This is a genomic window from Lederbergia wuyishanensis (genome assembly GCF_022900255.1).
GTDB lineage: Bacteria > Bacillota > Bacilli > Bacillales > Bacillaceae_C > Lederbergia > Lederbergia wuyishanensis.
In genome coordinates, this window is the sequence record NZ_JALIRM010000004.1 from 125,429 (window position 1) to 149,501 (window position 24,073).

The 24,073-nt window shown below is 36.0% G+C and carries 19 protein-coding genes and 1 riboswitch; of the genes, 13 read left to right on the forward strand and 6 right to left on the reverse strand.

The window, feature by feature from the left end:
* Positions 1 to 240: 240 nt before the first annotated feature.
* The 7 genes from ftsE to MT489_RS09220 all read left to right on the forward strand — a co-directional run bounded on the left by ftsE (position 241) and on the right by MT489_RS09220 (position 8,326).
* Complete coding sequence (gene ftsE, locus MT489_RS09190) at positions 241 to 927, forward strand: cell division ATP-binding protein FtsE (RefSeq protein ID WP_244681248.1); 687 nt, start codon at positions 241 to 243, stop codon at positions 925 to 927.
* On the forward strand, positions 917 to 1,804 hold the full coding sequence (gene ftsX / locus MT489_RS09195; RefSeq protein WP_244681249.1) for a permease-like cell division protein FtsX: 888 nt from the start codon (positions 917 to 919) through the stop codon (positions 1,802 to 1,804). The genes ftsE and ftsX overlap by 11 nt, the downstream gene beginning before the upstream one ends.
* 70 nt (positions 1,805 to 1,874) lie before the next feature.
* Positions 1,875 to 3,218: a murein hydrolase activator EnvC family protein gene (locus MT489_RS09200; RefSeq protein WP_244681250.1), complete on the forward strand. Its 1,344-nt coding sequence runs from the start codon at positions 1,875 to 1,877 to the stop codon at positions 3,216 to 3,218.
* 518 nt (positions 3,219 to 3,736) lie between these two features.
* The gene (cls, locus tag MT489_RS09205; RefSeq protein ID WP_244681251.1) at positions 3,737 to 5,191 is read left to right on the forward strand and encodes a cardiolipin synthase; all 1,455 of its coding nucleotides are present in this window, start codon (positions 3,737 to 3,739) and stop codon (positions 5,189 to 5,191) included.
* 182 nt (positions 5,192 to 5,373) lie between these two features.
* Entirely contained in the window at positions 5,374 to 5,988 is a 615-nt protein-coding gene (locus MT489_RS09210) for a hypothetical protein (RefSeq protein WP_244681252.1), read from the forward strand.
* Positions 5,981 to 6,586, forward strand: coding sequence for a redoxin domain-containing protein (locus tag MT489_RS09215; protein WP_244681253.1), 606 nt, complete (start codon positions 5,981 to 5,983; stop codon positions 6,584 to 6,586). Before MT489_RS09210 ends, MT489_RS09215 begins: the two co-directional genes overlap by 8 nt.
* 100 nt (positions 6,587 to 6,686) lie before the next feature.
* A riboswitch (SAM riboswitch) is annotated at positions 6,687 to 6,800 on the forward strand.
* Positions 6,801 to 7,027: 227 nt separating this feature from the next.
* A complete protein-coding gene (locus MT489_RS09220) occupies positions 7,028 to 8,326 on the forward strand; it encodes an O-acetylhomoserine aminocarboxypropyltransferase/cysteine synthase family protein (RefSeq protein ID WP_244681254.1) in 1,299 nt (432 codons plus the stop codon).
* A 471-nt stretch (positions 8,327 to 8,797) separates the two neighbouring features.
* On the opposite strand, the gene MT489_RS09225 is transcribed toward MT489_RS09220, so the two are convergent.
* A complete protein-coding gene (locus MT489_RS09225) occupies positions 8,798 to 11,038 on the reverse strand; it encodes an outer membrane protein assembly factor BamB family protein (RefSeq protein ID WP_244681255.1) in 2,241 nt (746 codons plus the stop codon).
* A gap of 376 nt (positions 11,039 to 11,414) precedes the next feature.
* Here MT489_RS09225 and MT489_RS09230 point away from each other — a divergent pair, with 376 nt between their 5' ends.
* Together MT489_RS09230 and MT489_RS09235 are read left to right on the forward strand one after the other, a co-directional pair.
* A complete protein-coding gene (locus tag MT489_RS09230; protein ID WP_244681256.1) occupies positions 11,415 to 12,866 on the forward strand; it encodes a S41 family peptidase in 1,452 nt (483 codons plus the stop codon).
* Positions 12,867 to 13,012: 146 nt separating this feature from the next.
* On the forward strand, positions 13,013 to 14,206 hold the full coding sequence (locus tag MT489_RS09235; protein ID WP_244681257.1) for a PDZ domain-containing protein: 1,194 nt from the start codon (positions 13,013 to 13,015) through the stop codon (positions 14,204 to 14,206).
* A gap of 20 nt (positions 14,207 to 14,226) precedes the next feature.
* Here the strand turns inward: MT489_RS09235 and MT489_RS09240 are convergent, their stop codons facing one another.
* Positions 14,227 to 14,409: a YjcZ family sporulation protein gene (locus MT489_RS09240; protein ID WP_280518568.1), complete on the reverse strand. Its 183-nt coding sequence runs from the start codon at positions 14,407 to 14,409 to the stop codon at positions 14,227 to 14,229.
* A gap of 439 nt (positions 14,410 to 14,848) precedes the next feature.
* Between MT489_RS09240 and MT489_RS09245 the strand changes: the two genes are divergently transcribed.
* Both MT489_RS09245 and MT489_RS09250 read left to right on the forward strand, forming a co-directional pair.
* The gene (locus tag MT489_RS09245; RefSeq protein ID WP_244681258.1) at positions 14,849 to 15,733 is read left to right on the forward strand and encodes a cation diffusion facilitator family transporter; all 885 of its coding nucleotides are present in this window, start codon (positions 14,849 to 14,851) and stop codon (positions 15,731 to 15,733) included.
* A gap of 61 nt (positions 15,734 to 15,794) precedes the next feature.
* A complete protein-coding gene (locus MT489_RS09250; RefSeq protein ID WP_244681259.1) occupies positions 15,795 to 16,508 on the forward strand; it encodes an ankyrin repeat domain-containing protein in 714 nt (237 codons plus the stop codon).
* A 381-nt stretch (positions 16,509 to 16,889) separates the two neighbouring features.
* Here MT489_RS09250 and MT489_RS09255 read toward each other — a convergent pair whose 3' ends face one another.
* A complete protein-coding gene (locus tag MT489_RS09255; RefSeq protein ID WP_244681260.1) occupies positions 16,890 to 18,320 on the reverse strand; it encodes a PQQ-dependent sugar dehydrogenase in 1,431 nt (476 codons plus the stop codon).
* Positions 18,321 to 18,667: 347 nt separating this feature from the next.
* Between MT489_RS09255 and MT489_RS09260 the strand changes: the two genes are divergently transcribed.
* Positions 18,668 to 19,168, forward strand: a complete 501-nt coding sequence (locus MT489_RS09260; protein WP_244681261.1) for a hypothetical protein — start codon at positions 18,668 to 18,670, stop codon at positions 19,166 to 19,168.
* Positions 19,169 to 19,191: 23 nt separating this feature from the next.
* Positions 19,192 to 19,701: a hypothetical protein gene (locus tag MT489_RS09265; protein ID WP_244681262.1), complete on the forward strand. Its 510-nt coding sequence runs from the start codon at positions 19,192 to 19,194 to the stop codon at positions 19,699 to 19,701.
* A gap of 569 nt (positions 19,702 to 20,270) precedes the next feature.
* Here MT489_RS09265 and MT489_RS09270 read toward each other — a convergent pair.
* From MT489_RS09270 to MT489_RS09280, 3 genes are read right to left on the reverse strand one after another with little or no spacing between them, the layout of a single operon-like run.
* On the reverse strand, positions 20,271 to 21,395 hold the full coding sequence (locus MT489_RS09270) for a Ger(x)C family spore germination protein (RefSeq protein WP_244681263.1): 1,125 nt from the start codon (positions 21,393 to 21,395) through the stop codon (positions 20,271 to 20,273).
* Positions 21,392 to 22,486, reverse strand: coding sequence for a GerAB/ArcD/ProY family transporter (locus MT489_RS09275; protein WP_244681264.1), 1,095 nt, complete (start codon positions 22,484 to 22,486; stop codon positions 21,392 to 21,394). The genes MT489_RS09270 and MT489_RS09275 overlap by 4 nt, the downstream gene beginning before the upstream one ends.
* Positions 22,476 to 23,990: a spore germination protein gene (locus MT489_RS09280; RefSeq protein ID WP_244681265.1), complete on the reverse strand. Its 1,515-nt coding sequence runs from the start codon at positions 23,988 to 23,990 to the stop codon at positions 22,476 to 22,478. The genes MT489_RS09275 and MT489_RS09280 overlap by 11 nt, the downstream gene beginning before the upstream one ends.
* Between the last annotated feature and the right edge of the window lie 83 nt (positions 23,991 to 24,073).

The window sequence follows — 24,073 nt, forward strand, 5'->3', positions numbered from 1 at the left end:
AAAATGAAATGAAACTGTAATATATTTATCCCTTAACATATTAATATCTGATGTTATAATAGGTTTGGGTTCATTTTTCGCCAGCAAGCGACAGAACGCATCAGCTTTTTTCGCATACATAAGATATATAGCGAGAAAACAGAAGAACAACAAAAAAACCACCTTTTTTTTCATTTCGACAATTTCCATATTTAGGACAATTTGTCTATTGGAAAAGATGGTTAGGAACCGGGTGATAGTATGATTGAAATGCAGGATGTAGTGAAAAGATATTCGAATGGCATAGTTGCCGCTAATGGATTGAACATCCGCATTAACCAAGGTGAATTTATATATGTCGTTGGCCCAAGCGGTGCGGGAAAATCTACCTTTATCAAGATGATGTACAGGGAAGAAAAACCTACATCGGGAAAAATAATCGTAAATGGGATCGATTTAACGAGAATAAAAAATCGACATGTCCCTTTTTTGCGTAGAAATATTGGTGTTGTATTTCAGGACTTTAGGCTTCTGCCAACACTTACGGTTTTTGAAAATGTTGCCTTTGCCCTTGAAGTTATAGAACAACGTCCTAAAGATATTAGAAAAAGAGTTATGGACGTTTTGACAATGGTTGGATTAAAGCACAAAGTTCGTATGCTTCCAACAGAACTTTCTGGTGGAGAGCAGCAACGCGTCTCAATTGCGAGATCAATCGTCAATAATCCAAAACTCGTTATTGCGGACGAGCCTACAGGTAACTTAGATCCCGATACTTCATGGGAGATTATGAGTCTTTTAAAAGAAATCAACATGAAGGGCACTACGATTATTATGGCCACTCATAATAAAGAGATTGTAAACACAATTAAACATAGAGTTATAGCGATTGAAAGCGGAAGAATAGTCCGCGATGAACAGCGGGGGGATTACGGATATGAAAGCTAGAACCCTCAGACGACATCTTAGAGAAAGCTTCAAAAGTCTACGTCGAAATGGCTGGATGACGTTTGCCTCAGTAAGTGCTGTTACCGTTACATTACTTTTAGTTGGGGTTTTCTTCGTCATTTTGATGAATATGAATAAATTTGCTTCTGATCTTGAAAAAGATGTTGAAATAAGAACCCATATTGATTTAACTGCATCAAAAAAAGATCAAGAAAATTTGAAGCAAAAAATCGAAAAATTGGATTTGGTTGAATCTATAAAGTACTCTTCCAAAGAAGACGAGTTGAAGCATTTAATCAAAACAATGGGGAAAGAATGGAACTTTATTGAGAAACAGGATAATCCTCTTCACGATGTATTTATTGTAAAAACAAAGAAGCCTACGGATACTCCTATTGTTGCAGAGCAAATTCGCAAAATGGAATTTGTCCACTCTGCAGAGTACGGTGAAAAGAAAGTTGAGAAGTTGTTTAAAGTATTAAAAACGAGTCGAAACATCGGTTTAGTCCTCATTATTGGCTTGTTGTTCACAGCTATGTTCCTTATTTCAAATACGATTAAAATTACTATTTTTGCAAGACGTCGTGAAATTGAAATTATGAAATTAGTAGGGGCAACTAACTGGTTTATTCGCTGGCCATTCCTTTTTGAGGGAATTTGGCTAGGAATTTTAGGTTCCATCATACCAATTGGTATTGTTGCTTCAGGTTATTATTATGCTTATGACTTTATGGAAATGAGAATTCCAAGACAAGTGGTTCAACCACTCGAATATACACCATTCGTGTATGAAGTTAGCCTGATTATGCTTTTAATTGGAGTTATTATTGGCGGCTGGGGCAGTTTCATCTCCGTAAGACGATTCTTGAAAGTGTGAAACTATTATCATTGTACAGAAGCTCTATTAAATAAGGGTGAATTGCAAGAGGGAGAAAGGGGAACTATTTTTGAAAAGACGTTCGATACTCTCAATGACATTGGCGGTAACATTAGGATTTGGCGGAATTTTGACAAGTGCCCATGGTGCATCTGCCGCGACATTAAACGATTTACAACAAGAGCAATCAAATGTAATAAATAAACGTTCAGATATTAATAAGTCGATAGATGAAAAGGATCATAAAATTTCAGATATTAGTGATCGCCAAAGTCAATTAGAAGCTGAGATGAAACAGCTTGAAAGAGAGATAACTGATACTGATCGGAAAATTACGGAAAAGCAAAAGCAAATAGAAGATACGAAAGCAGAGATAGAGAAGCTAAAGAAAGAAATTATCGATCTTAAGACACGTATTCAAAAAAGAAATGACCTGCTTCTTGAACGTGCCAGAAACATTCAACAGAATGGTGGGTCAGTTAAATTTATTGATGTTATTCTAGGTGCTGAGAGTTTCGGTGACTTTATAGATCGGATTTCTGTTATATCAACTCTAGTAAGTGCTGATAAGCAAATTATTGAAGAGCAAAAAGCTGATCAAGCAAAGCTTGAAGAGAATCAGGAAAAAGTAGAAAAAGAGCTTGCTAGTTTAAATGAAATGCTGAAAGAATTAGAAAGTCTGAAAGCAGATTTGAAAAATCAAAATGCTAAAAAAGCTCAATTAAATAAGGAATTAGCTGCTCAGAAGAAGCATCTTGAAAGTGAAAAAATGTCTTTGGAAGAAGAAGCGGAATTATTGAAAGCTCAAGAAGTTGCTCTTCAAAAGGCTATTAAACTAGAAAAAGATAGAATTGCAGAAGAAAAGCGTAAAGCTGCCGAAGCTGCAAGAAAAGCTGAAGAGGAACGCAAGGCTAGAGAAGCAGCAGCTGCTGAAGCTGCTAAAAATAATGGCGGTACAAGTGGACAAGTAAGTAATGGGGTCGAATCTAACCAAGTTGCAAAGCCGCCTGTATCCTCAGGACTATTTTCTAGGCCAGCGGTAGGATACGTTTCTTCAGGTTTCGGAGGCCGTTGGGGAGCCATGCATGCTGGAGTTGATATTGCAGCGTCAGGACCAGTTCCAATTGTTGCCGCAGCAGATGGGGTTGTAAGTAGATCGTATAATTCTTCAAGTTATGGTAATGTAGTTTTTGTTGTTCATCATTTAAATGGACAAACCTATGAGACTGTATATGCTCATATGAGAAGCAGAAGTGTCAGCGAAGGACAAGTTGTATCTAAAGGCCAGCAATTAGGTGTAATGGGGAATACCGGGCATTCATATGGTCAGCATCTTCATTTTGAACTACATGTAGGACTTTGGAATATGGCTAAATCAAATGCTGTTGACCCACGTAGATATGTAAGTTTTTAATTAATAGATAACCGCATCCAATAGGGTGCGGTTTTTATATTGAATTAAGAGAATATAAGTTGCAAAAGTAATGTTATCTTTAAGATGGTAATTTCCGCCTAGCTTTTTTCCTTTGAGAATTTATCATTTGCTGTCAAAGACAACCGTATTTCTTATACCTCTTCAGAAGGCAAATGGGAACGTCGTGTAAAGCCAACACATCCTTATTTCATAGTCGCCGAGAGCTACAGCCTGTCGACCCATACTTCGCTTAACAGACAATTCTACTTCTAAGTTCAACATATATTTATTTAGTTTTTATTTTTAAACTAATACTTTTCCAGGACCATCAGTTCACTCTCTACATAAGAAACAAAGAGCGGCTTTTTGCGTATTAGGATATTTGCTTGTCTTCTAAGACTGCACTCCTTTAGTTATTCTCGTTATCTAAAGTTTCATATAGTACTTTCAAATTGGTAATTATGCTAAAATATAGGAAATTGACATTAGATTTATATTATGGGATAGAGGGGCTATTTATGACAATTACGTCTATCATGGCGGCTTTGTTAAGTCTTTTCCTTCTTTTAAATATTGTTTTGGCTGGTTTTGTCGTATTTTTGGAAAGACGAGATGCTGGGGCGACATGGGCTTGGTTGCTAGTATTATTTTTTGTTCCGGTAGCAGGTTTCGTTTTGTATTTGATTTTTGGACAAAATTTAAGTCGAAAGAAAATTTTTGAATGGAAAGACACTAACAAGATCGGGATTATGGAGATAACGAAATATCAAATAGAATTGTTGCAAAAAGGGGAGTTTATATTTAACGATAATCGAAATTCTCAATATCAGGATTTAATTTATATGTTACTAGTTAATGACAGATCCGTACTCACACAAGACAATCATGTTGAAATTTTTACTGACGGCGAAAATAAATTTCGATCATTGTTAAGTGATATAAAAGCTGCTAACGATCATATTCATCTTGTTTACTATATTATTCGTAATGATAGGCTAGGAAAAGAACTATTGGCTACCCTCACGAAGAAGGCGAATGAGGGAGTTGAGGTAAAAGTTTTATATGATGCGATGGGCTCAAGGCTACTACCAAGGAAGTTTTTCGGGCCATTAATTGAAGCTGGCGGGAAAGTAAGTGCATTTTTCCCGGCTATTTTGCCGCATTTGAATTTGCAAGTTAATTATCGTAACCACAGGAAACTTGCAATTATTGATGGGGAAATTGGCTATATTGGCGGCTTCAATATCGGAGATGAGTATTTAGGATTAAATAAACGATTTGGGTACTGGCGCGACACCCATTTAAAGATTTCTGGTAAAGCCGTATATGCGATGCAAACCCGGTTCATTTTAGATTGGAATCAAGCCTCTTCTACAAAAATAAGTTATGAGGATCGACTTTTTCCTGAACTTGAGGCAATTGGAGATACGGATGTACAAATAGTTTCAAGTGGACCGGATTCTGAGTGGGAACAGATTAAATATGGGATTTTAAAATTGATAACGTCTGCGAAAAAATATATTTATATTCAAACACCATATTTTATCCCTGATGCAAGTGTGCTTGATGCTATAAAAATTGCTGCTCTTTCCGGAGTAGATGTTCGCTTGATGATTCCTAATAAACCTGATCACGCCTTCGTCTACTGGGCAACTTTGTCCAACGTTGGTGAATTATTAAAGACAGGCGCAAAAGTGTATATATATGAAAAAGGGTTTATTCATGCTAAAACAATGGTAGCCGATGGGAAACTTGCAACAGTCGGTACTGCGAATATCGATGTTCGAAGCTTCCGCTTAAATTTTGAAGTAAATGCTTTTTTATATGATGAAGTTTTAGTGAGGGAACTCGTTAATATTTACAAAGACGATATGAAGGATTCACGAGAGCTGACATTAGAAGAATATCATAATCGATCGCTATTAATTCGATTCAAAGAATCTCTCTCACGTCTACTTTCTCCAATTCTATAATTAAGTTCGGCTGTCTTCGTAAGTTTTGTAAAAGCCTATATCTAAGTTTTCTCCCTTAAAGGTGAGCTAGATGTTTGCAGCTCTTTTCTCGTAAAGTTTTACAAGTATTCTCTTAAAAAATAGCAACAATTTATAAGAAAAGAGCCTTAATTTTAGATAGTGTAGAAGTGAGTTGATATGATTTGTCTTGGTATACAATTGGGACGTTATCTTTTCCCGCATCCTGGGTTTCAATATTATTAGCCTTTTTCCTGACAGGGTTGTTTTTATCGCTTCGTAAACGAAAAGACACCGCTAACTGGTATGGGAATGTAGTTTTTATTTTTATATTGACGTGGAAGTTAAGTGTAATTCTTTTTCAATTTAAAATGATTCTATCTAATCCACTCGCTATATTATACTTTAACGGTGGAATCAAAGGCCTATGGATCGGTGTAGCTGCAGCCATCTTGTATACATATTTTTATGTGAAAAAAAATGTGGCCAAGATAGAGGAATTTATTCAAGCTTGGCTTTTCTTCATAGTTATATATGAGGTTGCTTCTGCATACTTAATAGACGTATCGACAATGTGGGTAGTTGTTCATCTATTGATAGGAATAGTTGTCGTCACATTTTCTCTTTTAAAGGAAAAACAATTAACTTGGCAACTTCAAATCATGGTTTTATACATTGGGATCTTAGCCCTCATTTATTCTTTGCAAAATCAATTACTTACGTTGCCTATAGCTATTTATGTTATAATCGCAATGATATTAAGCATACTAGCAAAAATAAGGAGGACAGAAAGTGACTAAAAAAATCTTTGGCTTAACGCTAGTTGCTTTGCTTGCAGGTATATTAATTGTGAACATTATTCAAGATGCACGAGCCAAGAAAGATGATATAGCGGAACAAGAAAAATATTATATTAATTCGTCAGATGAAATAGAAGGTGTAGAAGCGTTAAATGAAGGATTGACCGAAGGGGATATCCCACCTGATTTTGAACTCATGACACTTGATGGCGAAAAGATTAGATTATCCGATTTTAATGGAAAAAAGGTCATTTTGAATTTTTGGGCAACATGGTGTCCTCCCTGTAGAGCAGAAATGCCACATATGGAAAACTTTTATAAGAAAAATGCTAAAGAATTGAATGTAGAAATCATCGCAGTTAATTTGACTGCTAATGAAAAGGGCGGGAATGGACCAGAAAAGGTCAAAAAATTCATCGAAGAATATGGGCTTACTTTTCACGTTCCGTTGGATGAAGATGGGGATGTTGCCGAAAAGTATAGGATTATTCCGATTCCAACGAGTTATTTGATTGCGACAAATGGAGTTATTCAAAAGAAGATATTAGGACCTATGGATGAAGAAATGATGGAAAAGTTGGTAAAAGATTTAAAGTGATTTAAATTATCTGTAAAAAATGTATTGACTTATTGAATATCCTTCATATATACTAGTTTTCAAGAGTTTAAAGAAAATTTAAAAATGAATATTAATATCACTCTTATCAAGAGCGGCGGAGGGAATAGGCCCTGCGATGCCCGGCAACCTTCAGATGATGATATCTGAAAAGGTGCTAATTCCTACGGATCCATTGTGATCTGGTAGATAAGGGGAGGAAACTGATTATAAGCCCTCTTCTTATTGAAGAGGGTTTTTAGTTTTTTAGTGTCTATCTCCAGGTGCCAACGATTCTAGGTCGAAAACCCGCAACGTAAAAAGTCAATAAGCTACTTTTTGCGTCAAGGACATTTGCTTGTTTGAAGGTAGCGGGAACATTTTGCTTTACCATTAAAGGTGAGTATTCAAATCAACAAACACATATTTTAGGAGGATGGAACAATGAGTCAAGAAAATTACAAACAAGAAACGGTATTGCTTCATGGAGGACAGGTGCCTGATCAAACGGGTGCACGTGCAGTTCCAGTTTATAGAACAACTTCTTATGTTTTTGAAAATACAGAGCACGCTCAAAAATTATTTGGCTTAGAAGTTGCAGGAAATATTTATTCCCGTATTATGAACCCGACAGTAGATGTATTTGAAAAACGTGTTGCAGAACTTGAAGGTGGAACTGCTGCAGTTGCTTTATCTTCCGGAATGGCTGCAATTGCATTTTCGATTTTAAATATCGCTCGTGCAGGCGATGAAATTGTTGCTGCTACTGATCTTTACGGCGGTACTTTTAATTTATTTGCTGTTTCACTTCCGAAGTATGGAATTAATGTGAAATTTGTTGACCCGAAAGATCCTGAGAATTTTAGAAAAGCTATAACTCCAAAAACAAAAGCTCTTTTCGGTGAAGTAATTGGTAATCCAAGTCTTCATATTCTTGATGTAGAAGCTGTTGCAAATATTGCTCATGAAAACGGAATTCCGCTAATTGTTGATAGTACTTTTGCTACCCCTGTATTAAGCAGACCAATTGAGTTTGGCGCAGATATTGTTGTTCATTCTGCTACTAAGTGGATTGGCGGACACGGAACTGCCATCGGTGGAGTTGTAGTAGATAGCGGTAAGTTTGACTGGAATAACGAAAAATTCCCTGATTTTATTGAACCAGATCATACGTATCATGGAATCCGATTTGGAATCGATGTACCGGGAGCGGCATTTGCGACTAAGCTAAGAGTTCAATTACTTCGTGATTTCGGACCTTGCTTAAGCCCTGATAATGCTTTTGTTTTCCTACAAGGATTGGAAACATTACATCTTCGTATGCAGAAACATGTTGAAAATACAAAAGCTGTAGCGAAATACTTACAAGAACACGATGCAGTAGAGTGGGTATCTTATCCAGGATTGGAAGACCATCCATCTTATGAACTTTCGAAAAAGTACTTCCCTAAAGGAGCGGGAGCAATAATAGTATTCGGTATTAAAGGCGGGCGTGAAGCAGGAAGAGCGACAATTGATAACGTGAAGTTGTTCTCACACGTTGCGAACGTTGGTGATGCAAAATCATTAATCATCCACCCAGCTTCTACTACTCATCAGCAGCTAAGTGCCGAAGAATTAAAATTAACTGGCGTGACAGAAGAATTAATCCGCTTGGCAGTTGGTCTAGAAGCGATCGAAGACATCACTGGTGATCTTGAACAAGCCATTGCAAAAGCAGTAGAGGCTACTTCTGTAAAATAAATGAATGTAAAAAGAACTGAGGACCAAGTTCCTCAGTTCTTTGCGTTTTATACTTTCCGTATAATTCGTGTATGTACGAAGAATGATGGAGTCGAATAAATCAGTATATTAATAGGAGTTTTCGTATTGGTGCCTCTTGTCGAAAACAAGGTAGGCAAGGTAACCAATCGAGTTATTTTACCTATCCCCATCAAGTTGTCAATTTCATGGTTGTTCATCGGACGTACAAAGTAAAAAAAGTAAATCTATAAAACTTCTAAGCAATCGTTCGCCTATTACGGTTTATCTTATCTCATGTACATTCAATGTATAAAATGATAGAAAATTTGAACCACAGCTATTTAAAGAAAAGTATTTTTATGAAAATAAAAAATATCTTTAAGACTACACACATATGGACGGAAGGGAATCGCTTTTAAAAGTAAAGGGTAATCGCCCTGGAGTGTAAGACGATTACCCTTATTTCATTTATTATTTTTTGCTAAGGCTTTTGACATATTCAGCAACTGAATGAATTTCATCTTTAGATAATGTTTGATCAAATGGAGGCATGGAGCCGCTCCCTTTATTAACTTGATTTATAACTGCATCCAAATCCATATCTGTTTCTTGTAAGTTTGGTCCGTTGTGACCTCCTGCTCCCTCTGCACCATGGCAGGCGAGACAGTTGTTTTTATAAATGGTTTTTCCGTCATTTGCAGCAACTTTTTTATCTGGGCCTTTTTGGTCTTTTTCATTTTTGGCTGCTTTATGTTTTACAGGTGATGTATTAATATGATCTTTCGGAATATCATCCAAAGAACCGTATTGACCTTCCAATGAGAATGTATAGATTTTATCTCCGTGCTTGGATCCTGCCAATGTATTCCCTGCAGCGTAGATGGAGATGTATTGCTTGCCATCAATTTCGTAAGTAATGGGTGGGGCATTAGCTCCAGCATCCATTTTAAAGTCCCATATCTCATCGCCATTAGTCGCGTCATAGGCAATGATTCGTCCGTCATTGTGACCGGTAAAAAGAAGATTTCCTTTTGTAGTCAAGATGCCGCTGTAGGCAATTGCATCCCATTTTTTCTGCCAGACGATTTTATTCGTTTTAATATCCATGGCGGTTACAGTTCCTCTGCTTGGTGACTTTTCCACTGGTTGCCAGACGCTTCCTATATACTCCTTGCCTTCCTTGAATTTATTTTCATCTTCTTCGCCATAATGGGCATAGGCAAAGTAATTGTCATTTCCCAACACGTAGAAATACTCGGTGTTCGGATTATAGGAGGATGGCGGCCAGTTTGCTCCCCCTTGGGGTGAAGGTTTTAGTGTAACTGGCTTGTCCCAGAAAGGAGTAAAAATACTTCCGATTTCTCCTTTAAATTCTTTTGGGAGATCGCGTTTCACATCTTCATCGGTTACCGTTTGTGGTACAAAGGCATCTCCGATTGGGATTGGTTGGGTTGGGGAAGTTTTTTGTTTTTCATTTTGTGGCACCGGCTTTTCTTCAATGCCAACCAGCGGTTCCCCATTAGTCCGGTCTAAAATATAAAGCCAACCTGTTTTTCCAGCTTGAACAATTCCTTTTCTCATTTTTCCCTTCATTTCCACATCAAATAAAACAACAGGGTTCGCAGGATCTAAGTCCCATATATCGTGGTGGACTTCCTGGAAGTGCCATTTATACTCCCCAGTGTTGGCATCAAGGGCCATAACGGAGTTGGCAAATAAATTATCTCCTTCCCGGTTACTGCCGTCCAAATCCGGAGAAGTATTTCCGGTAGAAAAATAAATCATGTTCAATTCTGGATCAACGGCAGGTGTTTGCCATACAGGAGCACCGCCTCTCAGTATGTCTTCAGTATTTTCGGGCCATGTTTCGCTACCTTTTTCGCCAGGGGATGGTAATGTATACTTTCTCCAAATTTCCCTGCCGAATCCGGAATCATAAGCAGCCATATATCCTCTAATTCCATATTCACCACCAGCAACTCCCGTATAAACTTTCCCATCATAGTAAAGAGGAGCACTCGTAATCGTATAGCCCTTTTCCCATTCGTCTACTCTTGTTTCCCATACGAGGTTACCGGTTTTTTGATCGAGGGCGATTAATCTTGCGTCTAATAATCCAACAAAGACCTTTCCATCCCCAAGTGCAACCCCGCGGCTTGTCCATCCACAACAGACGGTATCCAGTTCATCGGGAAGTTTTGCATTGTATTCCCAAATTATTTTTCCTGTTTTGGCGTCGAGTGCTTGGACGTGGTTTGCACCTGTTATGGTGAACATCACCCCATCATAAACGATCGGGGTAGCTTCTCCAGAATATTTAAACTCAAAGCCTGAGCCTAGACTTGTTACCCATTCGGCTTTTAAATTCTTTACATTGGAAGTATTGATGGAATCGAGGGGTGAATAGCGGCTATTAGAAAGATCGCCACCATTGGTAAGCCAATCTCCTTCAGGATTTCTTTTAAGTTCATCGGCGGAAAACTTTGGTGCCGTTTTTGCCTTGTAATCGATATGCTGAAAAGAGCCGGTGTTTGCTCCGTCTGATTTGTTATCAGTCTTGTTAGCTGTACTTTTTTCCTGAATACTTTCTTGCTTAGCATTGCCCTGGTCAGAGTTTGCCTCATTTTTGTTGCTGCTCTTGTCTTGTGGCGTACAACTTGCGACAAACACAAGCAATAAAACAGCGAAAAGATTCCAAAAATACTTTTTCATTTATTTGTTGCTCCTTTCTAATGTTGTTAACTGTTCTCTACCCTTTTATGTAAATAAAATATCTAAAAAAGTGATAAAAATCATAGAGAGGAAATTTAATATTGAATGTTTTAGTTCATCCATACGTAATTAGCACGATCGTGGGTGATAAAAATCCAAGCTCTTACAACAAAATTCTATTCTCTTTATAAGTAAAAGTTCAGACCTTTTTCAACTCCGAACATATTGCTTTCCGAAACTTGCAAGCCCCATATATTTTTCTAAATAAAATTAGAAGCAATGTTTCTTCACATAACTTGTCCTCATGCTGCATAGGATGTATGGAAAAACTCTTGAAAATGTAGTGACATTTCATGAGCGGCAGAGGAGGAAAAGCATGAAGAACAAGTGGTTAGTTATCATTTCAATCTGCTCCTTATTATTGGGCGCGGGAGGTACATATGCTTCTTTATTATGGATATTGCCGCCGGGAACGATAGACTTTAGCAAGGAAAAAGTAGAATCAGAACATGAGGTTGCAATGGAAAAAGAAAGTAATCCTGGTCTAGACAAGGTCGCAGATGCATTAGAATTAATACGAAAATCGTATGTAGAAGATGTTAGTGAAAACCGACTTATACAAGGGGCTATTCAAGGAATGGTAGGAACTTTGCAAGATCCATACTCTGTTTATATGGATGAAGAAGCATCGGAAAGATTTAATGATAGCTTAGATTCTTCTTTTGACGGAATTGGAGCGCAGATTGCGATTCAAGAAGGGAAGCTAATCATTATTTCACCTATCAAAAATTCCCCTGCAGAAAAAGCTGGATTAAAGGCAAGAGATCGAATCATCAGCATTGATGGAGAAAGCGTTGAAGGTCTTGATGTTTACGAAGCATCGAAAAAAATTCGTGGAGAAAAAGGTACAATTGTAAAACTTGAAATCATTCGAAGCGGACTCTCGAAACCGCTTGTTGTTGATATTAAGAGAGATAAAGTTCCTGTTTTAACTGTTTTTTCAGATATGAAAAAAAGCTCCGAGAAAAATATAGGGTATATTCAAATTACTTCCTTCTCACAAGGTACAGCAAAAGATTTTTCAACAGAGTTGCGTAAGTTAGAAGAACAAAATTTATCCGGGCTTATCATTGATGTACGTGGTAACCCTGGTGGGATGCTCTCAAGCGTAGAAGATATTTTGTTCCAACTAGTGACAGATAAGAAGCCATATGTACAAATTGAAGAACGTTCAGGAAAAAGAATTCCATATTCCACAGCTCTTAAGGAGAAAAAGCCATATCCAATTACCGTCCTAATAGATGAAGGAAGTGCATCTGCATCAGAAATATTGGCTGCAGCATTGAATGAAATCGAAAACTATTCATTAGTTGGTAAGAAAACTTTTGGAAAAGGAACCGTCCAACAGGCGGTGCCTTTAGATGACCATAGTAACATTAAGTTGACGATGTTTAAATGGATAACCCCTAATGGAAATTGGATTCACGGAAAAGGAATAAAACCTACTATAGATGTCGAGCAACCGGCTTATTTTCATGTTCATTCTTTACAGTTAGAAGAAGCGTTAGCGCTTGACATGAACAACGAAAATGTAACAATTGCTCAAGAAATGCTGGTAGCTTTAGGATATGGACCTGGGAGACAAGATGGATATTTTGACGTGCAAACTGAAAGAGCGGTTAAGGCTTTTCAATCAATAAATCAAATTCCAGTAACTGGGCGTATCGATGAAAAAACGGCAATGGAATTACAGGAAAAAATTATTAGCGCGATTCAAAACGAAAAAAATGACCTTCAATTACAAGTTGCCTTAAAAACTTTTCGTTGATAGATTACAATCTCCAACAATGGGAATTTCCCAAGTTGGAGATTATTTTTTTTACCCTTTATTCTTTACTATTTTTTTTCCTTTTTCCCTGAAAGTTCTGATAGAATAGGAGATAAGTATCTTTCCGAAAAAAAGGATGTGACAGTATGGCGGAAATATGGTTGCTTGAAATCGCAAAGGGAATTGGTCGTTTGTTTCTTCATCCGATCTTATATTTTTCAATTTTACTTGCTTTAACTGCAGGATATTTAAGAGTAAAGAGGGAGCGTCGAGATTTTCATGTGAGGGTAAACAGCCTTTTTCATGAATTACGATATTTACTTCCAGCCGGGATTGTTTCGGGATTAATATTATCACTATTGTTCGTTTCCCTAGGTTTGACTATTCCAGTTCCTATTATTGCGGTTATTGCCATCGTGACATTATTATTAGGTTTGGTTGGTAATGCTAGACTATTATCTCCAACTCTGACGATTGGACTTGCTTTATTACTTGTAATTGCGGCCAATTATTTTAGTTTTCAAATACCCTTTATTAAAAATTCCATGATAGATTCCAGCTTTTTTATAGGAGCCGCTATTTTACTTGGTACCCTTACAATTACTGAAGGAATACTCATGTTAAAGAATGGTCTAAAGGATATTTCTCCTAAACTAAGAACAAGTAGAAGAGGATTGACGGTCGGAGCTATCCAGACGAAGAGATTGTGGCTATTGCCAATCTTTCTTTTTCTGCCAGTTGGACCAATTAGTGCGCCATTTGAATGGTGGCCAGTAATAAATTGGGGAACGGAAAGTTATTCATTAATATTAGTTCCATTTTTAATGGGTTTTCAACAACAGATTCAAACGACTCTACCAGGAAATGTTATAAAAAGGTTAGGAAAGCAAGTTCTTATCCTTGGTGTAGTCATTACTGCCATCAGTTCTGTAAGTTTTTTAATGCCAGACATTATCCCAGCAATTGCTTCCATTTTAGCAATACTTGGAAGGTTATTTCTTGCCCATCAACATAGAGTTCGTGAAGGATTAGCATTATACTATTTCACACCAAGAAATAGTGGCATTATGGTGCTCGATGTACTCCCAGAATCCCCTGCAGATAAAATGGGATTAAAAACGGGAGATATTATCCATACTTGCAATAATATAATGGTACATAATAAACAGGATCTATATGAAGCGTTGTTAAAAAATCGTGCCTATTGTAAGCTTGAAGTTTTTGATAAAAATGGTGAGAAACGTCTTGTGCAACGTGCCCTATATGAAGGGGAGCATCATGAACTAGGTATTTTGTTTATAGAAAAAAGAGACATGCCTAAACAAGGAAAAGCAGTTTAATGTAATGTTTTCTAAGAATTTCATAAAACATTAGTTATAGTAAAGGGGGGCAGAAAATAATCTGCCCCTTTTTGATTTCGCATTAATAGCCTACTAAAGAAACTCCTACGAATAATTAATAAAACGAACAGGACTACGATTAATGCAAAAGATATACCTTCACGTGAGTACTCTGAGCTATAACCATCATAATCACCGTACAGCCAGGACTTCGACTTTTCCCCCTTAAATACTTATGAGTTTCTTTCCTAAAACCCTATATGTATAGATGAATTACTATGAAGTAACAGGTCCCTCCAAAAGTAGTTTCTATAATGACAAAAAAATAATAAATACAACAATAAAGCAAATGATGTTCTTATAGATAAAAGAGATTCCCTTTGTTATTTGAAAAAAACATAATCATCTCATTAATGTTCAAGTTGGAAAAGTAGAAAATGGATAGACTTAGTGTTAGGATATTTTTTTGGTAGACCATGAAGGTTTTCTAAATAAAGTATATATTTCCTATTGAAATTGGCTTTATGCAACAATATTTACATTGATACATTTTTATAGAGCTTCCTAAAAAGGTTGCTGTAGACCCAATCGACTTTTATTTGTTAGCATGGTACCAAATAAAAAAATATAGAGGTATTTCATATGAACTCGGCAAAAGTAGCATTTCTATCAGTCATAAGTAATTCTGTAATAGTTATTTTAAAAGTAATTGTAGGGATATTTACAGGTTCAGTAGCAGTATTATCAGAAGCTATTCATTCGTCATTAGATTTGGTAGCTTCACTGATCGCTTTTTTCTCCGTTAGAATTTCAAACAAACCAGCTGACAAAAGTCACCGATATGGGCATGGCAAAGTAGAAAATCTTTCTGGAACAATTGAGACTTTGTTGATATTTATAGCAGGGATATGGATCATTTACGAATGTGTTCATAAACTCGTCAATCCTGAACCAGTAAAATTACCATTCTTAGGAATTCTAGTTATGCTTTTTGGTGCTTTAGTAAACTTCATCGTTTCAAAAACAATTAGTAAAACGGCAGAAAAAACAAAATCAATGGCAATGAAATCTAATGCTCTCCACTTAATGACAGATGTTTTCACTTCACTTGGTGTGGCAATCAGTTTATTACTTGTAAGTATTACTGGATGGCACTTTTTAGATCCTATCATAGGGATTGCATTAGCTATATATATTATTTTTGAGGCAAATAAATTAATGAAGGAATCCTTTCCGCCATTATTAGATGCAAGTTTATCGCTTGAAGAAGAAGAATTGATAGTAAAAATTATTCGCACTTATAAAAATGAGTTTATCGAATTCCATGATTTTCGTACAAGACGCTCTGGGCCTAGTGAATGGATTGATTTTCACCTTGTAGTTCCATCAGGCTATAGCATTGAAAAAGCTCATGAGTTATGTGATAAGATTGAACAAGATATCGTTCTTGAATTTCCTGATGCGCAAGTATTAATACATACAGAGCCAGAAAACGAACGTCTAATAAATATTAAAAATGAAGACTAACCGAAATATATAAACCTTTGAAAAGAAACCGGGAGTAACAGACTAAATGGGGGATACCCATATGTGGAAATGGATAATATCAGGATTCTTGAGTTCTTCCCTATTGCTTCAAGGATGTGTTTTAAATGATATGCGAAGTTTAAAGGAAGAAAAAAAGGAGGAACAAGTCGTGAGAGAAGAGAAAAGTGAACAGCTGTTACATGCAACAGAAGGTAAAAAGACTGATAGAGTTAGAAAACTGCTTAAGGAAGGTGTTAATATTAATATTCAGGACTCACAAGGACGAACTCCTATAATGATTGCAGTGTATAACAATGACTTAGAGACATCAAAAGTTCTCATTGAGGCTGGCGCGGATGTTAATATTCAAGACAACATGAAAAATAATCCTTTTTTATATGCAGGTGCGGAGGGATATATTGACATTCTTAAACTTACAATTGACGCTGGTGCAGACCCATCCATTACCAATCGGTATGGGGGAACAGCATTAATTCCAGCGTCTGAACACGGCTATATAGATGTAATCATAGAACTTCTTACTCGGTCAGATATAGAAGTTAACCATGTTAATAATTTGGGGTGGACAGCTTTATTAGAAGCAATAATTTTAAATAACGGAAACGAAAAACAACAACAAACAGTTAAATTACTGATAGAGCACGGCGCTGACGTAAACATACCTGACAGGGATAATGTGACTCCTTTGCAGCATGCCCAAGATAAAGGTTTTAAGGCAATTGAGGAAATCCTGTTACAGGCAGGAGCAAAATAAATAATCCCGTGGTTAGAGAAAATAAGGGCTATACTAATCACTAAAGATCTATATTTTCAAAAATGTCATTTTCCTACTGGGATAAAGAATGCTCAGTTAGAAATAGGGTTCCAGGTTAATGATAATCTCATTAATGGAACAGGGACTAAAGTTTGCAATCTACTTATAAAAGAATAAGATTGTTTCGGATAAGAATAATATCCTGTCAAAAACTTCTTCCATCCTTTGTTGAAAAATTGGCATTTAAACAAAACTTAAATGTAGACTTCCTGAAAACAACAAAACAGAGCTTGCGGAAAAGTTTTTTGTTTTTTTCTGAATCAGTAGCTACTCATATTCGCACACATGTAGATATTTATCTGGAAGTTGTTTTGTAATGAATTATGGAGTAACTTCGAAAATAGTACCTTGGTTAAAATCAGTCACTTTCATAGAGCTATAAACCCCTAAATATAATATGGTTTGATCCATATTGGTTCCCAAACTAACATAATAAGATGATTGAGACCCAAAATTATAATTGGTTTCAATAATACTAAAATCACTTAGTTTATTATCTGCTCTTACCCGACTATAAGCTAAAACCCCTTGAACCGGAGAGTGAGATTCTTTATCTCGGGCAAGATCGGTAAATACCACGCTTCCTGTTAAATCCCGAATTCCATTCCCCATATAGGCTTGCACTCCTGTAAGTGCAGTTCCTCCAAACTTATTTGGTCTAGGATCTTTGTGAAAATAACTAGTTAAAGGTTGAAGCCGCCTCACTGAAGTTTTTATTGCTTCATCGTAATATGCAATTGTTTTCTCATCTAAAGCCTGATTTGTAGGGCATTTCTTTATAGTAGAAGTAGGAAAAGGGCCCTCCCATCCTCGCCATCCAAAGTTAATAAATTCTTCTTGGTTAAGTTCAGATTTCATTGAAGAAGCTTGAACAAGCTGAGTTACTGGTATTGGATTATAGTGAATGAATGAATAAATAGACTCTACTAAATCCTGTCCGACATTTCCCACGTATTTAATATACTGATTATAAAATCTTTGAAATGAAATGCCTGGTATATTACGAACCCCTTTAGCAATTACCGTAAGCGTTTCCTGAATAGGTGCTGGAAGTTCATTAAAACGCGTAACTACTGGTGGATTATAGATAAATGTATCCTTTGCTATGTCAATTTCAATTATTTTACCGGCTATTTCCATATTATCTTGGCTTAAATTAAACGGGTCATAGCCTGCTCCACCATCTCCGGTTGTTAAAATGAGTTTTCCAGTTTCAGGTGAAAAGTTTAAACTATTAACCCCATTATGATTAAAAAAAGGTCTTCTTAAGTTCAGGAGTGTACGTCTTTTTTGTGGTTGACCACTTGAATGTAATACCCATTCTTCAATTGTATCGATATGATCATATAGAGTCTCTCTATTTAGCCACTTTAGGCTTAAAGATTTGGGATCACAAGGGTTAGGTTTAAATTGTTCAGGAAGAGCGCTCGGACCTTGTGTTCCAGCTACTGAATAATGAAGATAAAATAGACCGTTATAATAAAATTGAGGATGAAACGCTAGTCCAATCAACCCTCGTTCATCATATCCACCTCTAGAAACACCTGGTTCAAAAGTACCCAGTTTAATAATTCGTGGGCGAATATCTAAAAAAGTCTTTAAACTTGAGTTTCCTAAGTAAAAAATCTCTCCTACCTGGGTTGCAATAAATAATCTTTCAACTGAGTCACCCGGAAGTGCAGCTGTTTTCAAAACAGTAGGTAAATTTATCTTCCTTACCAGTGGCCGTAAATTAACCTTAACTTTTATCAATTTATAATACACTCCTTCTTTTTTTATAAGTTAGGATTCTTATCAAGATTAATTCGGATTTATTTTTATCATAAGAGGGTAACTTGCCCTCTTCATTTTTTTATATGAGGTTGGCATATTAGTTACTCCTAGAGTTATAGGTAATTGAATCAGTTCTTAAAGAGAATGATTTACAATATTTTTACCGTTGTTGTTCAAATTTTTTTATCCGAATTAAAATAGTTCACGAGAAAATGATATAGAAATAAATTGGTGGGTGAGGTTCACTTTGTAGTGTTAACTTATATACATAATAAGAAGTAGTGACACTTACCCTTGCATTGCCAATATTTTTAGGGGGCGATTATATGAACTATTCAGGAGTGAGCTACAACCAGCAAACAGCGTATCTTGATGCCATCTATGCTGCATTAGAAAAAGGGATGGCCGCAAAAGAAGTAGTTTGCTCTATTACAACAGGTTTTAGGGCTATTCCTTCTATGAGAACTGCAGCTGGACTAAACCCATATCATGCATCTGTAGCTGATATTGGCTATGGATTCGATGCAGTTCAAGGAACGATAAATCGGATTCGTAACGGTGAATCTATAACACTTGTAAAGGAATTACTTGTGTTCGACCTTGATACACTGAGAATTAGTGTAAAACAGTTGAGTCCCAATTTTGAACTTGCTGCAAAAAAAGCAAGCCCTGATATTTACCATCTGGTAGAGCAAAGCCGCTATTTAAATCATCAAATTGCACAGAGTATCAATGAAGCAATAAAACTAGGTCGAGCTTTGTTTGGAACTGAATGGGACTCTATACGCTCGCGAATCGAAAACATACAAGCAATTCCACGATTGTAGGACATAATTAAGGAGGAGAAGTAATGCCTGATGCACTACCGATAACATTAAGTGAAGAGGAGCAGCGTCGTTTATTAGATTGGTGGAAAACAATGGAATTAGCACATGATTTAGTCAAGCGTCTAACATCCTTAGTAAGTGAACTCCGGTTACACAGAGAATCTAGTCATGCGGATGGAATGATTCTTTTTTATCGAGCGGTGTCTGAGATTTCATATGGTTATGCAGGTGTTCGCGGAGGTGTTCGCCGTGCATTTACAAAAGAATATAGTAAAGCGCTGCAGCTTAATATGGTTATGTGTCTTAGCTTTGCACCTAAATTTTCCGTTGATGCGAAAGTCCTTCTTGAACGAGTAGCTAAAGGCGTCAGTGGACCAAATGCTCTTCGATTGATACAAATGATAAGAGAGACATTAAAGGAGAGCGATGAAATAATAAATGAACTAAAGGAAAAAGCTCACATGGTGTTTGGAAAAGATAGCTTTAAGGAAATTCAAGATAATGTCATCCAGGATATGACTTTACCTTTGTAGGAGCAACAATTGTTTAGTATTTTGCAAATGGCCAGCTATTTATTGAGTGAGCAATTCGACCTCTCCGGTGTAGATTACAAAATCAAGTCATCTGCCGTCTGGTGACCATCGGGGAGTATAATCAAGTCTTGCGCAAGAAGTTAATAGACGCCGTTCGGTCTTTCCAAAGGTTGGAACATCGAGATTCGGCTGAAATATGTATTTGTAAATTGATCCAACCTTGTCTCTACATACCCGATATTCTTCCCGTCCGGGGAAATTTCAGGATTATTGATTATTTTTTTTATTCGAAAAGATCTTTAGGGATGAATATTCTCTTCAAGACTAGTCATTCCTAATTGTTTTCTGCTTATATATTATTCGTTTGCAATAAAATTAGAAGTCTGTTTGGCTTATATCTATTGTTATTACTGACTATAGAAACTTGGTTTGATGTTGACTTAAAGCGAATTATTATTGACTTTTTTCTTTGGTCATTAAGTGATTTTTAGAGATAATAAAAATCCTGATTCAAAGTGCAAAACTAATTGCTCTTTTGGAATTAGGATTTTTTAAAATTGGAAAATCGTTTAATTAATAATTCCATGCTGGATGAATTCTGAAGTAAATTCTACTTCTATCGGGATTTCTGGATACGTTTTTTTCCAGTCGAGTGTTTTCCATGTTTTATAGTGATAAGCCTTTACTTTTTGACCAATACCAAGCGCATCACAATTTGCTGTTTGCATTTTCTTTATTGTGCTCTCGGCGAGCGTATTCAGCTTTTTCTGCACGTTATTATTTAGCTGTTTCATTTTCTTTTTGTCAAATAAATTGTCTTGAGGATATTCCTCGACAGATAATTTTACATCTACAATCACTTTTGCTTTTATGTTTCCACCTGTGTCATCGATTTTAATTTTTCTTTTAATCTTAAGCACTTGAATGCTTACATAGTTTTTATCTTCTTTTTTGTATTTATTACTAACTTTAAAATTTAACGGCAAGTTTTTCTTCTTGCTATCCGATAGAATTAAAAACATGCTCGATTCCTTTAATCCTAAAGTTCCTGAAAATTTATCATCATCAAACATTGCTAATCCAATGATTTTCGCTTTATTTTCTTTCTTCTCTATTGTCATATATGGAACTACAAAATCTTTACCTTCAGATAAAATGATTGGGAATATGCTCTGGACATTTTCATTTTTCGTTATTCCACCTTGTTCGGAAGTATGAAGTAACTCAGAGTAATAATCACTTATCGTCATGGACTCACGTACATTTAAGGAAAGCCCATCCTTGGCGTTTTGTTTAATGATGGCAATCTTCGCGTTCAACGGGCCTCTTAAATCTCGGTATGTGGAATCTAGAATCGAGAAAATACCATGTGAAGCCAACTCTTTACCTAGTAAGATGACTTTTACTTTTGACATATCAAATTTCTCGGGAACTTTTCGCTCCATATGGACTTCAGCATCTCTTGCTGTATCTCCTGATGAGGATAAAAGTTCATTTTCTCTTGGAGGAGAACTCTGATTTGGCCCTCCTTGAGAAGATATCGGATGAGAAATCGTTGTCATAATTTTTCCATCCAATTGGTCATAGCCGATAGCCAATATTAAACTGTTATCCTTCAAAAGACGCTGATCCCAACAACCGGCAAGAATACTTGTAAATATTATCATCCAAATAAGAGGAAAGCGATATTTCATTTGCTGTCACTCCGTTCTTTCTTTTTAAAAATAATGGAGATTAACAGGAAAATTATGGGAAACACGAATGCGAAAAAGACAACGAGTTTATGATTGATTTTGCCTAAAGCTTCAATTTCAAATTTACCTTGTGGGATAAGTGCAATTAGGAAACAAGCAAATGCAGTAATATAAGCAAAATATTTATGACTTTTTGTATTCATAACAAAAGAAAGGCCAATGGAAGAAACAAATAATAAACTCATCAATGTTGTTGCTACTAAAACAATCCACATAGATGTGAATATTAAATCCGGTCTTTCAATGATTTTAAATGAAAACGATTTGATTAAATATAAAACAGGCTCTGGAACAAGTTTTAATTCTCTAGGATTAAAAAAGAGTAAGCATGTAAGAACAATAAAAGTGTAAAAAATAGTAACAAAGACATTCGCAATCGTTGCCGCTTTTAACACACTTTTTCGATCAGCTCTCACGAATGGAAATAATAGCATTAATAATTCAAATCCTTGAAATGAAGGAAATCCTGCGCTAATTCCATTTATGATTTTTTGTATACCATGACTTCCAATCGGAAGAATGTATGTTATGTTTGAAAATTTTAATGAATATGCTGACAAAGCAATAAACACAATTAAAGTAAAAGATGCCAGAAGAAAGAATCTCGTTAAGATTCGTAGATTTTCTTTTACAATATAAATGGCCGTAACAATCATAAGTACCAACAATAGCCATTTAGGTGTTAATGGCAGCATCCAAACTTTTATTGCATATCCGTATTTTGCCAAAACCATTCCTGCAACGAAATTAAAATAACCGCTATATAATATCGTAATAAATTTTCCGAAAAATTTTCCAAACAAGGTTTGCAGCATCTCGAAAAAATTTTTGTTTGGAAACCTGCTCATTAAAATCCAAATCAATAAAATCATTACTTGCAAGATTACACCTGTTATTAAAACGGAAATCCAACTGTCTCCATTAGATTTATTGAACATGTCATAAGGCAGAGATACAATTCCTACTCCAATTTGAGCATGAATTAATACTAGAATTAGTTGAAATGGGGAAATATGCTGCTTACTTTTCATCTTTATCCCATTCCCTTGATGGATTTTGTTTTTTGATTTTTTGAGGGTTAATATTCCCCGGACGTTTATTTAACATCCATATCGGAAAACGGACAATTGAGTCTTTTAAATTTGGAATCTTCAATGGAGCAAATGGTGCAAGATACGGTGTACCTAAAGATTCTAATTTACATAAATGGATTAAGATAATCATTAAACAAAAAACAATACCAACAAATCCAAGTGTTGCTGAGGCGAGCATTAGTGGAAATGTTAATATGCGGACAGTATTACTCATCTCGTATGAAGGAATAGTGAATGACATAATCGCAGTTAACGCAATAACAATAACCATGGTATTGGATACAAGTCCTGCATTTACCACTGCTTCTCCAATAATCAACCCGCCTACGATACCAATTGTTTGTCCAATAGGCGTAGGAAGCCTTATTCCAGCTTCTCTAATCAATTCAATCGTGAAGGCCATAATGAGGGCTTCTATGAAAGGGGGAAAAGGAATATTTTCAATAGAGCCTTTCACTACGGTAATAACGTCGTTAGGAATAATTTCAAAATGAAAACTGACTATAGCAATATAAATCGAAGGAAGTGTGAGCGCTCCCCAAAAGCTAAATATCCTTAAAAGTCTAAATAATGAACCAGAAAAAAATCTAATATTAAAATCATCAGGGGTTTGGAAGAACGCAAAAAAAGTGACAGGCATGATAGAAACGTCAGAGGTCCCTTCAGAAAATATTGCAACCCTCCCCTCCATTAAATGGGCTTCAACACGATCAGGTCTTTCCGTATATAAAATTTGTTGAAAAGGAGAGAATGGTTTATCTTCAATAAATTCCTCAATATAGCCCGGACTAAAAATCATATCAGAGGAGATAGAAGTAACTCTTTTTTTTATCTCTTTGACTATCTCTCGATTTGCAATCTCTTCCATATAAACGATAGCTACACGTGTGTTCGACTCCCAACCTAGCTCATAGTATTCGATTTTTAATTGGCGATTTTGAATACGTGATCTAATTAAATTTAAATTTATATTAAGTATACCGACAAACCCTTCATGAGATCCTCGCACCACTTTCTCATTATCCGGTTCCTCCGGAGAACGCAGGTGGGTTTGTAAGGTTTTAAATATATAAAACTCGGGCCCATTTTGGAGAAAAAGTACACTATTACCTGAGAGAAGTGAGGTAACTGCGATATTTATTTGGTTTGTTTTCGTAAAATCAGGACTTGTGATGATTTCGTCGATCGTTTGTATCGTATTTACTTGAGAAAGGGGCATTAGAACACTACGTTGAAGTTCTTCAGAATTCACCATCGTCTCCAAATAGACAATCATACCTGGAATACCATGAAAATTTATTTTCCTTGTTTTTATGTCATTCGTATCGTATAGAGCTTTCGAAATGTAATGAAGATTTTCCTCAATGGTTGGAAAAATAAGTATATCTTTTTTGAAGTTATTTTTTACTGTACTTACACTTTTATTTTTGAAAAAAGACATGTCCTTTCTCAACTCATCTCATTTAAAATAATGGTATTATTTAAAGTATTTGTCATAAATTTCTTTCCTATGCAAAAGCTTTT

What these genes read in the sequence shown, in the direction of transcription:
- ftsE (WP_244681248.1), top strand. Translation starts at nt 241, where the DNA reads ATGATTGAAATGCAGGATGTAGTGAAAAGATATTCGAATGGCATAGTT.
- ftsX (WP_244681249.1), top strand. Translation starts at nt 917, where the DNA reads ATGAAAGCTAGAACCCTCAGACGACATCTTAGAGAAAGCTTCAAAAGT.
- cls (WP_244681251.1), top strand. Translation starts at nt 3,737, where the DNA reads ATGACAATTACGTCTATCATGGCGGCTTTGTTAAGTCTTTTCCTTCTT.
- MT489_RS09220 (WP_244681254.1), top strand. Translation starts at nt 7,028, where the DNA reads ATGAGTCAAGAAAATTACAAACAAGAAACGGTATTGCTTCATGGAGGA.
- MT489_RS09225 (WP_244681255.1), bottom strand. Translation starts at nt 11,038, where the DNA reads ATGAAAAAGTATTTTTGGAATCTTTTCGCTGTTTTATTGCTTGTGTTT.
- MT489_RS09230 (WP_244681256.1), top strand. Translation starts at nt 11,415, where the DNA reads ATGAAGAACAAGTGGTTAGTTATCATTTCAATCTGCTCCTTATTATTG.
- MT489_RS09235 (WP_244681257.1), top strand. Translation starts at nt 13,013, where the DNA reads ATGGCGGAAATATGGTTGCTTGAAATCGCAAAGGGAATTGGTCGTTTG.
- MT489_RS09245 (WP_244681258.1), top strand. Translation starts at nt 14,849, where the DNA reads ATGAACTCGGCAAAAGTAGCATTTCTATCAGTCATAAGTAATTCTGTA.
- MT489_RS09250 (WP_244681259.1), top strand. Translation starts at nt 15,795, where the DNA reads ATGTGGAAATGGATAATATCAGGATTCTTGAGTTCTTCCCTATTGCTT.
- MT489_RS09260 (WP_244681261.1), top strand. Translation starts at nt 18,668, where the DNA reads ATGAACTATTCAGGAGTGAGCTACAACCAGCAAACAGCGTATCTTGAT.
- MT489_RS09265 (WP_244681262.1), top strand. Translation starts at nt 19,192, where the DNA reads ATGCCTGATGCACTACCGATAACATTAAGTGAAGAGGAGCAGCGTCGT.
- MT489_RS09270 (WP_244681263.1), bottom strand. Translation starts at nt 21,395, where the DNA reads ATGAAATATCGCTTTCCTCTTATTTGGATGATAATATTTACAAGTATT.
- MT489_RS09275 (WP_244681264.1), bottom strand. Translation starts at nt 22,486, where the DNA reads ATGAAAAGTAAGCAGCATATTTCCCCATTTCAACTAATTCTAGTATTA.
- MT489_RS09280 (WP_244681265.1), bottom strand. Translation starts at nt 23,990, where the DNA reads ATGTCTTTTTTCAAAAATAAAAGTGTAAGTACAGTAAAAAATAACTTC.